Origin of the sequence: Cryomorpha ignava, from assembly GCF_010686655.1 — a bacterium.
Classification (GTDB): Bacteria; Bacteroidota; Bacteroidia; order Flavobacteriales_D; family Cryomorphaceae; genus Cryomorpha; species Cryomorpha ignava.
On record NZ_JAAGVY010000001.1, the window covers coordinates 1 to 12393 of the forward strand.

Sequence of the window (12393 nt, forward strand, 5' to 3'; positions counted from 1 at the left end):
ACCATTCCGCTCTCTTGCCAGGCTTGAACCAGAGCAAACATTTTTTCTTGTAACTTCATCAAAATTATTTTCGACAAAGATCAGGCGGGGGTGGGAATTAGGCAATATGGGATGGTCGGGTGGATACATCTATTGGATATAGAATAAATAATAGTACTGGAGATATTACATCTTTGGAAGTAATAATTGACCAAGTAAACGCCTCTGGAGCAGTGATTCAAAATATATATACTAAAACAACTTCGGTAGCTGGAGTTGCCAACTATACTTATGAGAATTTGAATGGATATTGTATCTCTAGTGCCGTTTGGGGAATTAATCCGGGTTTTGGAAATTGCAGTAATGGATATTCAGGGTATACAGGATATTTTGCCTATTCAAATGGTCTTTTTTCGTTAGGAAACTACTATAAACTTACAGTTAGCGTAAGTAATCTCTGCGGTTCAAGTACACAATATAGCTACCTATATGCTAGTGTTCCAAACGGATTAATGGTTAATGATGAGAACTTCTTAGATTTTATTTCCGAAAAAGCTAAAATCTTTCCAAATCCATTTACTTCTACAATTGAAATTGAATTTGAACCAAAGCCTTCCGAGCAATACCAAATCGAACTTGTTGACGTTCTTGGTAGGAAAATTGTATTATTAAAAAGTGCACAACTTGAAGGATCAACTTTTAATAGAAGTTTCGACACATCCAACCTTGCAAAAGGAATGTACATTTATAATATAAAGTCACACTCTGACAATTATACTGGACTAATTTATAAATAGCTTTTATGATTTCTTAAACTAAACCTTTCTATATATTTAAGTCATGAGGTTTATTTAACAATATGAGTTCTTCTGGAGTTATAATTTTGTTGGTCATAAATCATACAAAAGGAATAAATTGACTAGTATTTAACAAAATTTTACTTAAGAGTTTGAAAAAATAGCTTTCTCAACAGTTGTTCTTAACCAAGAAGAGTTGGCATTTGGAGTTTGAAACTCTAAATGCCAACTTCACTTTTTTGTCTTGGTGATCAAGAATTATTTAAAGCGTTCTAATCCAATCTTTCCTTTCGACAAACATCCATCATTTAAACCGAAAATGCAACAATGAGAGAATTGGTTGATAAAGCATAAAGTAAACGCAATGCTCTAATAATAACGATAACAAAGCACTAGCTGGTATGTATGGATACATTATTACCCAAAAAAAACCGGCAACTTAAATGAAGCCGGATTCATTAAAAATAAGGATTCGAATTACTGTTTCACAATTAAATTAGTTGAAACAATTTTAGAACTAGCGTCAACCAACTTCAGAATATAATTTCCCGCCGCTAATTCCTGAATAGAAATTCTATTACTTCCATTTAACGAAGTGCTTAACACCATTTTTCCAGTCACATTATAGAGCTCAACTGACGATACAAAGTTTTTTGAATTGTCGATTGAGATAAAATCTTGTGTCGGGTTTGGATAAACTTTAATTGCTTCGCTGAGCTTTTCTGCAAGCCCTACAGTATGATTAAAAAAGTAAGTTGCCGAGGTGGTATTAGTAGAATCGTTAGATTGATACACTTCAACTTCGATAATTGCTTGTCCCTCAAAATTATTTGGATAAACATGCACATCCATAGTACCATCTTCACCTGCTCCTAATGAAAAATCCATCATAGTTACAGTCGGAAGATAGCATTGATTTACGTCACACACCGCAACTTGCCATCCGGGAGTCATCTCAACCACAGTTAAACTCCAAGTGAGGACTAAGTTAAAGTCGAAACCATTCGTAATAAATGAATGTCCAATTCCTTCAAAATCTTCCGGCATTACACCATCCTCAAAAACAGGGTTTGGTGAAATAGACAATTGTCCGAATAAATATTTTGATGGGGCAATGAAGACAGCACTAACAGCTAATAAAAGATAGATTTTTTTCATATTCGTAATACTTAATACTTAAAACCGTTTAAAGTTGATTCTTCTTGGATTACTGCAAATATAAGTATTTGTTCTTCGCTTTTTGGATAAACCAAAGCATAAATAATCCATTAGGACTCCAAGCCAAGCAGTGAATGCCTCAATTATAAGCTGCTTCTCTTATCCAAATAAGATAGCTCTAGTTAGCTCATACTAAAAACAAAAAGCAAAAAAATTGCTACTAACATTTCGTCCGGTCTACACGCGGGCAGTCTGTTTGGTCTTGTAAATCCAAGAGTAAGCATACTCATCTTTTAATTGACTTGGAAATAAATTCAATCTCTTAACCTTTTTAAAACCAATAAATAATTAGTAAATTGATAACTTTAATCAACCGAATAATTATCTATTGCGGAAATTGTGAGTCCAACAGAAAGCTGATAATGAACTATAAAACACATCCAAAATCAGGAATCATTCCTCTTAAAGAAATACTTTTACAACTCAAATCTCACTAACTAATCTTTATAAAATGAAAAAAGCTTTACTTCTATTTATGGCAGCCAGCCTTTCGATTGGCACAATGAAAGCTCAAATTGCCAATGGTACGGTATTGGAGGAAAATGTAATTATTACCGACCTTGACGGAAATGTTCATGACATTTTTGCTTACCTGGATTCAGGAAAGACAGTTGTTTTAGACTTGTACGCAGAATGGTGCGGCCCTTGCTGGAATTACCACAACGATGATTTAGGTCACCCTGCAGGTGGCGCTCTAAAGGACTTGTACTACACTTATGGCGATGGAGTTGATGGCACAAATGAGGTAATAGTTATTGGTATTGAGTCTGACGCTTCCACTCCAGTTTCTGCAATCGGCGGCGGTGCTGGGAGCACATATGGATGGAACTGGCTTAGTGAAGTTCCTTATCCAATGGCAAATGACAATTCTGTAGCTGGTATTTTCGAACAGGCTTATTACCCTTATATTATCCGAATTTGCCCCAACAGACAAATTTTTGAATTAGGGCAGCAAAATGCTGAAAACATTATGACTGATGTTGGTGGATGTGTTACTGGTGGCGGAGAAATTAATCCAGCAGTTCTTTCTTATAATGGAACTGTTGCTACTTGTGACGATGTTGAGGTAGAAGTAACAATTCAAAACGTAGGTAGCGCTAATCTTACAGCAGTTACTTTAGATGCTTCAAACACAGATGGGTCACTTTTAACTTATGAGTGGACAGGTGATTTGGCTCCTTTTGAAACGGCAGATGTAACTTTGGGAACGACTACAATTTCTGAAACATCCGACATTACAGTCACTATAACTTCAGCGGATGAAGACTCTGATTTTAGTTCGGTGACACAGAATGTCGCAATGGCAGTAGAAACGACTAATGTTATTAATGTTCATCTTGAACTTGACACATACGGTTCAGAAACTACATGGAAGATTCGAAACTCAGATAATGTTCAAGTTGCAAGTGGTGGCCCTTATGGTGCTCAGTCGCTCCAAACATTAGATATCCAAGTAATCGTCGATGCATCAGAATGTTACTCTTTTAGCATTTATGATTCATTCGGTGATGGTCTGAATGGGGCTTCTTGGACAAATGGTACTGACGGCTTTTACACTGTTACATCATCTGATGGAACTGTAGTTGTTTCTGGCGGAGGTGCTGCTCAATTTTCAGTGGAAACTTCACCTTTTGAAACAACAAGTGATGCTTCTGCAATTGAGGATGTATTGGTAAACAATTCTTTCAATTTATTCCCAAATCCTGCAAGTAGTAATCTAAGCATTGAATTAGATTTGCTTTCATCTGAAAGAGTTACGGTTGATGTTTTCGACATCGTTGGTAAAAATGTTCATAGCGTTGACTTTGGTAAAATGTCTGCGGGTTATTCTTTGCATACTCTGAAGGTAAACGAGTTGAATGATGGAGTTTACATGATGAATGTAAAAATTGGAGAGAATAATATTGCGTCTAAATTTGTAGTTAGACATTAAACCTTTTTGAATAATTATAATCAATTTAGAATAACGTTCAGGGCAATTGTCCTGAACGTTATTTATATTTAAAAACCATGAGTATGAGAATTCTAATTGCTTTGTCATTTATACTGTGCATGAGTAACGCACTAATCGCCCAAAATAAAGTACCATCCGTAATTGTAAAAGACTTAAAAGGCCAGTCGTTTAATACCGCAGATATTTCTAATGACGGGAATCCCGTTATTATAAATTTCTGGGCTACATGGTGTTCTCCATGCAAAAGAGAGCTCAATACAATTGCCGAAGTATATCCTGACTGGCAGGATGAAACCGGAGTAAAACTTATTGCTGTATCCATTGACGACTCCCGAAGCCAATCGCGCGTTTTGCCATACATTAATGGATCAGCCTGGGATTATGAGGTATTGATTGATACCAACCAGGATTTAAAACGTGCCATGAATGTAAATAATGTACCTCATACATTTTTGCTAAATGGCAAAGGCGAAATAGTTTGGGAGCACAACAATTACAGCCCCGGCGACGAAGACAAATTATACGAGCAGATTTTATTACTGAAAAAGTAGTTTAAATAATGAGAATGTTGAGATTTTTTGGCCTCCTTTCCGGCCTGCTCATTTTAAATTTATCTGGACAAGCGCAAGATTGGATATCAAAGGGTGAAGTGTCTGGAAACTTCCAGCTCGATGGCCAGTACTACGTTGAAGATTCGGCGATAAGTGCGGTTGTTCCACCCGAGATTATGGCGCTGAGCGGCTTTGGAAATATCATTTACCGAAACGCAAAGTTCTCTACCGGCTTGCGCTTTGAAACCTACCTCCCCGCCCCTGTGGCATATCCCGCAGGCGCTCCCTGGAACGGAACCGGAATAGGTTATAGATTCGCCCGGTACTCAGGAGATGAAATTGATATTACTGTCGGGAATTTTTATGAGCAGTTTGGCTCAGGAATGATTCTAAGAACCTGGGAAGATCGAGGACTCGGTGTTGACTATTCACTAGACGGAATTCGCGTAAAGGCGAGACCGTATAAAGGAATTGAATTAACCGGACTCTATGGAAAGCAAAGATTTAACTTCAACAATGGTTTCCAAAATGGTGACGGCATTGTAAGAGGTCTGAATGGTGATTTCAATCTGTCAGAATTACTTGATTCTACAGTCACTATACCAGGTCAATTATCCATTGGCGGAAGTTACGTAAGCCGGTATGAAAAAAACCTGAGTAATACTTATGATTTTCCCGAAAACGTGGATGGCGGGGCGGCGCGCTTAAGATACAATTTAGGTGGATTTCAATTTTCCGGAGAGTACGCCTGGACAGGATTAAATCCGACTGCCACCAATGCACAAATTATAAATATTCCAGATAGCCTCGACCCAAGCGTTGGATTATGGCATCGTGGAGAAGGTGTAAATCTCAATGCGACTTATTCTGTAAGAGGTTTTGGGGTTTCAGTTACCGCATCTAGTCTGGCCAGCATGGCATACCAAAGCCAAAGAGCATCAGGACCCTTCGATTCTTGGATTAATTACTTGCCGGCCACAAGCGTATTGCAAACGTATGCGCTCTCGCAACTCTACCCATATGCCACACAGCCAAATGGCGAAAATGCCTATCGCGCTGATGTGTTTTATAACTTTAACCGAAAATCAACGCTCGGCGGAAAATATGGTATGAAGCTCGAACTGAGCTATACACACATAATGTCGCCCAGTATAAACCCGATAAACGATTTGAGTACTACCCGGCAAGGAGCAGATTTTACGTTGTTTAAGCCGGGCAATGAACTCTATTATACAGACTTTAATGCGCGTATAACCAAAAAGTTGTCTAAAAAATTTAAGGGAACTTTATTCTACCAAAATATTGCCTACAATAACGATATTATAAAAGGCGCTTACGACTATAATAACGTGGCGACAAAAGGTACCGTTTACTCCGATTTATTTGTGTTTGAAGGAAATGTAAAGCTTAATTCCAAACACAATATCCGCTTTGAAGCGCAAGCATTATTTACCGATCAGCACGTGCAAGATTGGGTGGCAGGTGTTATAGAATACACTGTATCACCACATTATTTTGTAACAGTAGTAGATCAATGGAATTATGGAAATGCAGACGGCGACAAATTCCACTTTCCTTCTTTAAGCATTGGCTATATACAGAAAACTACACGTGTAAGTATGACCTATGGGCGCCAGAGAGCGGGTGTATTTTGTGTAGGTGGTATATGTCGTGTTGTACCGGCATCTAATGGTCTGGCAATTAGTATTACCAGTAGTTTTTAAATTTCAGATTATGAAAAATTTATTTACATTCGTTTTACTCCTAACTCTAGGAACCGTTTTTTTTTCTTGTCAGGATGCAGAAGATGACTGTATCTATGTAGATAAAAGACGTTGCGATCCTGATTTTGTGCTGCCAGATATTACAGGTACCGATACGACATCTACAGATAGCACCGATGGCATTATAACCCTTGCTTCTCCTATTACAAATTACGATGAGAAAATACTACTCGAAGATTTTACTGGTTTCAGATGCACCAACTGTGTGCCCGCAACCGTAACTGCAGTAAATTTAAAAGCAGCTCATCCAAACCGATTGAGTATTGTAGGTGTACATTGTACTCCGTTCTTCGCAGCACCTCTTACATCAGATACTACTCAACCTTATCATAGTGACTTCAGAACCCCGGAAGGCGAACAGTTTTTTGACTACTACGAGATGGCAGGATTGCCAAATGGAGCAATAAACAGATTGGGAAGTCAAGGCAATAAATACATTCCCTTTGCCGAATGGACCGACAGGATAAATGCGCTTATCGCTGAAAACAACCCGGAAGTCTATATCAGCATTGAGAACATAACCGTTGATGAAGAAAATCAGGAATTGATTGTAAAGGTTTATGCAAAACCGCTAATACCTAGTGAAACAGCTTATTTAATTAATCTTTCTGTAACTGAAAGTGGAATTGCTGATGCTCAAAAAAATTCAAGTTCGCCAGGTGGCCAAATTCTGGATTACGTGCACAACCACGTATACCGCGGAAGTGCTTATGGCCCGTGGGGAATTGATGTTTTTAACGGCAATATAGACCTGAATACTAACGAAGTACTTTCGCTCAAGCTAAAAATAGACATCAATACTGAATGGAATTTAGAAAATTGTGAAATACTTGTTTTCATCAGCAAATCATCAAACCGTGAAGTTGTACAAGTTGAAGAAGCACATATATTGTAAATACAAGGTTCTAATAATTATCCTGCTCTTATTGTGGCGCAGCGATTTGTTGCTGGCACAGGATAGTGGCTCATCTGCTTTTAATCTAGACATTCACGCAGGTATAACTGCAAGCCAGGTTCAGGGCGATGGCCTAAGTGGATTTAACAAATTGGGCTTTACGGGCGGACTTGGAATTACGACCACCTTTTCTACTAAATGGGATGGCGGATTTGAGCTCAACCTGATTCAAAAAGGCAGCATAAAAAGACCTGATCCCGACGCTGGAAATTACACAAAGTATAGCATGTTGCTGAATTACATTCAAATTCCGGTCTATGGCAAATACAAGGTTAATTCAAAGCTCAGTTTTCTAGCCGGTCCTGCAATCGGAATTCTTATAAGCAGCAAAGAAGAAGATATGAATGGTGAACTAACCGGAACGCCCGATTTTGAGAAACTCGAATTAGCGCTCATTCTTGGTGCAGAATATTCCTTTTCTGAAAAATGGGCTGCTCAAATAAGGCTTGAACAATCTTTATTGCCAATAAGGTCGAAAGGTGACTATTCCTCTAACACTTTGAAAGGCAGGCAATACAGCACAGTACTTGGGGTTTTGATCTCATACTCAATCCGTTAAGCCTAACCAATTGATTCAGAGCTTGATTCAAATATTCAGACTTGAAAATTTGTTAATCCGTCGAAATTTCACATAACATCCACAGAAATTTGCCGTTTATGTAGTACCTTAATCACGAAATTTAAAACTGCTGGATAATGTTGGAACTAAGTAAGCAGATTCTCCAAAAAGTAAGCTTTGACCGCCTACTCTTTAAGAAAGAATTAAAGAAATCGCTAAACTGGGTAAAGCCCCATGAACGTTTAGATTTAAAAGCCTGGTGCCTAATCACCTTTGGCGTCATCTACAAAGATTTAATACTCGAAGTTTTCGAGTCAACAAACCTAAGCGCTTCATTTTGAAGCGCTTTTTTTGTGCTTCTATTTTATTTATTGCTAGATTTAATAGATGCCTCACGGGCAGGGTAATATAATTACCAGCCGAAAGCTTTTTCCCCGGCCTTTGTGAATGACCCTGGCAATCGTCTTCACTAAAGGAATAACTCTCCCTGATCTGGCTTAGGTGTGCGACCAAGGTGTTTATACGATGCTTCAGTAGCCTGCCTTCCGCGTGGAGTGCGCATTAAGAATCCCTCTTGAATTAAAAAGGGTTCATACACCTCTTCTATTGTGCCAGGATCCTCTCCTACTGCCGTAGCAATGGTTGTAAGTCCCACCGGTCCGCCTTTAAACTTATCGATAATGGTGACGAGGATTTTATTGTCCATCTCGTCAAGACCATAGGCATCAACTTCGAGTGCTTCGAGTGCTATTTGGGATATATCTAGGTCAATAACTCCTGTACCTTTTACCTGAGCAAAATCTCTGACCCTTCTTAGGAGAGCATTGGCTATACGTGGCGTACCACGAGACCTTCTTGCAATTTCGTGTGCCGCATTATTTTCTATTGGAATATTCAATATATCAGCGCTTCGCTTTACGATTGTTGCAAGTACATCATGTGAATAGTACGAAAGTCTAGAATTGATACCAAACCGGGCGCGCAGCGGTGCCGTAAGCAAGCCAGAGCGGGTTGTGGCTCCTATTAGTGTAAACGGATTTAAGCTGATTTCAACACTCCGCGCATTGGGACCTGTATCAATAACAAGATCGATTTTAAAATCTTCCATCGCTGAGTATAGATATTCTTCTACTATTGGCGAAAGCCTGTGGATCTCGTCAATAAAAAGCACATCGTTCTCTTCGAGATTGGTGAGTAAACCGGCAAGATCGCCCGGCTTATCAAGTACGGGGCCGGAAGTAACCCGAAAGCCCACACCGAGTTCTTGCGAAATAATATTTGCAAGCGTTGTTTTACCCAATCCGGGTGGACCGTGTAGTAAAACATGATCAAGGGCTTCACCTCTGTTCATCGCAGCAGTAACAAATATCTTCAGGTTCTCCAGAATTTTTTCCTGCCCCGAAAAATCTCCAAATGTCTTTGGCCGTAAAACACGATCTATATCTGCATCCGTATATGACGCCGAACCACGTAAGTCAAAATCTTCATCCATTGTCTTCAAAGATAAACAAGAAAAAAATAGGTTTAAAACAAAAAGCCGTACTAAGTAGCACGGCTTTTAAAAGTTATTTAAGAATTAGTTAATGCTCTTCTTCGTCGGGACTTAATGGAACTGTCTGCGGCACATAATCAAGCTCTTTACCCGGCTTACTATAATCGTAAGGCCATCTGTAAACGACAGGAAGGGCACCTGGCCAGTTTCCATGTATGTGCTCTACAGGAGTAGTCCACTCCAGCGTATTTGATTTCCATGGATTCTGAATTGCTTTTTGACCTCTGTAAATAGAGTAAAAGAAATTGAATAAGAAAATGCCTTGTGCAAACGCCGCCATAATGGCAAATAGACTTATGATTACATTCAAGTCTTGGATTCCATCAAACATTGGGAAATCAGTGTATTGATAATACCTACGTGGTGCTCCGGCAACGCCTACAAAGTGCATAGGAAAAAACACCCCATATCCACCTATAACTGTCAACCAGAAATGGGCGTAACCCAGCTTGCTGTTCATCATGCGTCCATACATTTTTGGGAACCAGTGGTAAACTCCTGAGAACATACCAAAAATAGCAGATAGCCCCATAACTACGTGGAAGTGGGCGACGACAAAATAAGTATCGTGAACCTGAATATCGAGTGTGGCATCTGCGAGAATAATACCCGTTAATCCTCCTGTAACGAATGTAGAAACCAAAGCGATTGAAAACAACATGGCAGGCGTAAAGATGATATTACCTTTCCATAACGTGGTTATGTAATTAAACGCTTTTACAGCAGATGGAATAGCGATAAGCAGTGTAGTAAATACGAATACCGATCCGAGGAATGGATTCATTCCTGAAATAAACATGTGGTGAGCCCAAACGATAAACGAAAGGAAACCAATAGCCAAAAGTGATCCTATCATCGCGCGGTAACCAAAAATTGGTTTTCGCGAATTTGTTGAAAGAACCTCTGATGCAATACCAAGTGCCGGTAAAATTACAATGTAAACTTCGGGGTGACCGAGGAACCAGAATAAGTGTTCATAGAGAATCGGGCTGCCTCCTACCGGATCGAGCGCTTCTCCTCCTATATATATATCGCTTAGATAAAAGCTGGTGCCCAACGTGCGGTCCATAACAAGTAAAAGAGCAGCTGCAAACAATACAGGAAATGAAAGTACGCCCAGAATGGCCGTAATAAAGAATGCCCATATTGTAAGTGGCAATCTTGTCATTTTCATTCCTTTGGTACGCAAATTGAGAATAGTAACAATGTAATTGAGACTACCCAAGAGCGATGAAGCGATAAAAATAGTTATACTGATAAGCCATAGAGACATCCCAAGACCTGATCCGGGCATAGCCTGTGGCAAGGCACTCAAAGGCGGATAAACAGTCCAACCACCACTAGCAGCACCAGACTCTACAAATAGAGAGGCGACCATAATAATGCTGGAAATAAAGAAGAACCAGTAAGACAGCATATTCAGAAAGCCAGAAGCCATATCTCTGGCACCGATTTGCAACGGAATAAGTAAGTTACTAAATGTACCACTCAAGCCACCGGTAAGCACAAAGAATACCATAATGGTACCATGTATAGTTACCAGAGAAAGGTACATATTTTTGTCCAGAACCCCATCTGGCGCCCATTTATCTCCAAGGAAAAAATTTAGAATTTCAAAACTCTCTCCCGGCCATCCCAGCTGCAATCTAAAAAATACAGATAGCATCATAGCAATTATAGCCATGACTATTGCAGTGATCAGAAATTGCTTACTGATCATTTTGTGATCTTGCGAAAACACGTATTTCGATACAAAGCTCTCCTTTGCGTGGTGATGCGCGTGCTGAGAGGCGTGTGCTTCAGTTATAGCTGCCATATGCGATTTTTTTCAATTATTTTTCAGCAATGATGCGTTTTTCTTCCAATTTTCCCGTTTCGGGTTTCTTTTCGATCTGACTAACCATTGTAGCGGCAAAAGTCTTTTGATCTAAAAGCCATTTTTCGTAATCTTCTTCTGTATCTACAATGATATCCATCTGCATGTTGTAGTGTGCAGATCCGCAAACCTTATTGCAAAGAAGGATAAAATTAAAATCAGGATCTTTTACTATAGTACGCATACTATCTGTTGTAATAGTAGGCGTAAATTTAAAATAAGTAGTCATACCAGGTACAGCGTTCATTTGTGCTCTAAAATGAGGGAAATAAGCACTGTGTATTACATCTGAGGAACGTATATTAAAACGCACCTCCCGATTTACAGGAATGTGAAATTCGCCTTTTACAATAATATCATCATCTGAAGCAGAAAAATCACGGCCACTTTGCTCGTACGCTATAACTTTTGCCAGCTGGCGGCGACGCATTCCAATTTTCTCCTCAATTTCCATAGCCTGACTGTGAGGTAAGATATTATTTACAAGATCATCTTCGCTCTTTTGAATTTCATCTTGCAACTCCTTGATTCTACCGGGCAAATTTTCATTTGAGATAACACCCATCGGATTTGGCCCGGTAATCATTGTAAAATTAAAATCTCCTAATACAGCATCATCGCCCGGATACCGAACGGTCCAGTCAAACTGGCGCCCGTACAACTCAACGTTTAATGCATCTTCTCCCCCTTCAAAATTTGTAATTTGATTCCAGGTGCGCAACCCGTAAATAATAATAACTGCAAGAACTATAGACGGAATAACTGTCCAAATCAACTCCAGCTTGTTATTATGAGCAAGGTAATATGCCTTTCTCTTTGGATCATAAGCATACTTATACGAAAAGAAGAATAAAAGGAAATTCACGATAAAGAATACCGTAAAAATAATTATCCAGTTGAAATTCATAAGCGTATCAACCTCCTGCCCGTGAGCCGAAGCGGCTACCGGGAGTAGAATATCCTGATGACTTATAAGCTCCCATATAAAGAAAGCGAAAAGGACAAGGCAAAAGATAAGCAGTAAAGCACCATTCATTTTATTCGCTGCGGGCGATATTTCTTCTTCGCGCTTATTGCCAATACCCATTGATAACTGGTAAACTTTGGCAATTTGTGCTACACCAATTACCGCAAGAATTATTACCAGTACTAAAAGCAGTTTCTCCAT

The 12393-nt window shown here is 39.2% G+C and carries 11 protein-coding genes; 7 read left to right on the plus strand and 4 right to left on the minus strand.

Annotated features, from left to right (window positions below; genetic code table 11):
* Positions 1-119 precede the first annotated feature (119 nt).
* Positions 120-776, plus strand: a complete 657-nt coding sequence (locus G3O08_RS21610; RefSeq protein WP_163282613.1) for a T9SS type A sorting domain-containing protein — start codon at positions 120-122, stop codon at positions 774-776.
* A 477-nt stretch (positions 777-1253) separates the two neighbouring features.
* On the opposite strand, the gene G3O08_RS00010 is transcribed toward G3O08_RS21610, so the two are convergent.
* Positions 1254-1934: a T9SS type A sorting domain-containing protein gene (locus G3O08_RS00010; RefSeq protein WP_163282614.1), complete on the minus strand. Its 681-nt coding sequence runs from the start codon at positions 1932-1934 to the stop codon at positions 1254-1256.
* Between the two features lie 511 nt (positions 1935-2445).
* Here G3O08_RS00010 and G3O08_RS00015 point away from each other — a divergent pair.
* From G3O08_RS00015 to G3O08_RS00040, 6 genes are all read left to right on the plus strand, one after another.
* Positions 2446-3927, plus strand: a complete 1482-nt coding sequence (locus G3O08_RS00015; RefSeq protein ID WP_163282615.1) for a T9SS type A sorting domain-containing protein — start codon at positions 2446-2448, stop codon at positions 3925-3927.
* 83 nt (positions 3928-4010) lie between these two features.
* Positions 4011-4499: a TlpA family protein disulfide reductase gene (locus tag G3O08_RS00020; RefSeq protein WP_163282616.1), complete on the plus strand. Its 489-nt coding sequence runs from the start codon at positions 4011-4013 to the stop codon at positions 4497-4499.
* A gap of 14 nt (positions 4500-4513) precedes the next feature.
* On the plus strand, positions 4514-6223 hold the full coding sequence (locus tag G3O08_RS00025) for a DUF6029 family protein (protein WP_163282617.1): 1710 nt from the start codon (positions 4514-4516) through the stop codon (positions 6221-6223).
* A 10-nt stretch (positions 6224-6233) separates the two neighbouring features.
* Positions 6234-7178: an Omp28-related outer membrane protein gene (locus G3O08_RS00030; RefSeq protein ID WP_163282618.1), complete on the plus strand. Its 945-nt coding sequence runs from the start codon at positions 6234-6236 to the stop codon at positions 7176-7178.
* Positions 7156-7797, plus strand: a complete 642-nt coding sequence (locus tag G3O08_RS00035; protein ID WP_163282619.1) for a porin family protein — start codon at positions 7156-7158, stop codon at positions 7795-7797. The genes G3O08_RS00030 and G3O08_RS00035 overlap by 23 nt, the downstream gene beginning before the upstream one ends.
* A gap of 137 nt (positions 7798-7934) precedes the next feature.
* The gene (locus G3O08_RS00040) at positions 7935-8138 is read left to right on the plus strand and encodes a hypothetical protein (protein WP_163282620.1); all 204 of its coding nucleotides are present in this window, start codon (positions 7935-7937) and stop codon (positions 8136-8138) included.
* Between the two features lie 128 nt (positions 8139-8266).
* Here the strand turns inward: G3O08_RS00040 and ruvB are convergent, their stop codons facing one another.
* The 3 genes from ruvB to G3O08_RS00055 all read right to left on the minus strand — a co-directional run bounded on the left by ruvB (position 8267) and on the right by G3O08_RS00055 (position 12393).
* A complete protein-coding gene (ruvB, locus tag G3O08_RS00045; protein WP_163282621.1) occupies positions 8267-9289 on the minus strand; it encodes a Holliday junction branch migration DNA helicase RuvB in 1023 nt (340 codons plus the stop codon).
* Between the two features lie 88 nt (positions 9290-9377).
* The gene (locus G3O08_RS00050) at positions 9378-11165 is read right to left on the minus strand and encodes a cytochrome c oxidase subunit I (protein ID WP_163282622.1); all 1788 of its coding nucleotides are present in this window, start codon (positions 11163-11165) and stop codon (positions 9378-9380) included.
* A 16-nt stretch (positions 11166-11181) separates the two neighbouring features.
* Complete coding sequence (locus G3O08_RS00055) at positions 11182-12393, minus strand: cytochrome c oxidase subunit II (RefSeq protein WP_239540798.1); 1212 nt, start codon at positions 12391-12393, stop codon at positions 11182-11184.

What these genes read in the sequence shown, in the direction of transcription:
- G3O08_RS00040 (WP_163282620.1), top strand. Translation starts at nt 7,935, where the DNA reads ATGTTGGAACTAAGTAAGCAGATTCTCCAAAAAGTAAGCTTTGACCGC.
- G3O08_RS00025 (WP_163282617.1), top strand. Translation starts at nt 4,514, where the DNA reads ATGTTGAGATTTTTTGGCCTCCTTTCCGGCCTGCTCATTTTAAATTTA.
- G3O08_RS00015 (WP_163282615.1), top strand. Translation starts at nt 2,446, where the DNA reads ATGAAAAAAGCTTTACTTCTATTTATGGCAGCCAGCCTTTCGATTGGC.
- G3O08_RS00020 (WP_163282616.1), top strand. Translation starts at nt 4,011, where the DNA reads ATGAGAATTCTAATTGCTTTGTCATTTATACTGTGCATGAGTAACGCA.
- G3O08_RS00030 (WP_163282618.1), top strand. Translation starts at nt 6,234, where the DNA reads ATGAAAAATTTATTTACATTCGTTTTACTCCTAACTCTAGGAACCGTT.
- G3O08_RS00010 (WP_163282614.1), bottom strand. Translation starts at nt 1,934, where the DNA reads ATGAAAAAAATCTATCTTTTATTAGCTGTTAGTGCTGTCTTCATTGCC.
- G3O08_RS00050 (WP_163282622.1), bottom strand. Translation starts at nt 11,165, where the DNA reads ATGGCAGCTATAACTGAAGCACACGCCTCTCAGCACGCGCATCACCAC.
- G3O08_RS00055 (WP_239540798.1), bottom strand. Translation starts at nt 12,393, where the DNA reads ATGGAGAAACTGCTTTTAGTACTGGTAATAATTCTTGCGGTAATTGGT.
- ruvB (WP_163282621.1), bottom strand. Translation starts at nt 9,289, where the DNA reads ATGGATGAAGATTTTGACTTACGTGGTTCGGCGTCATATACGGATGCA.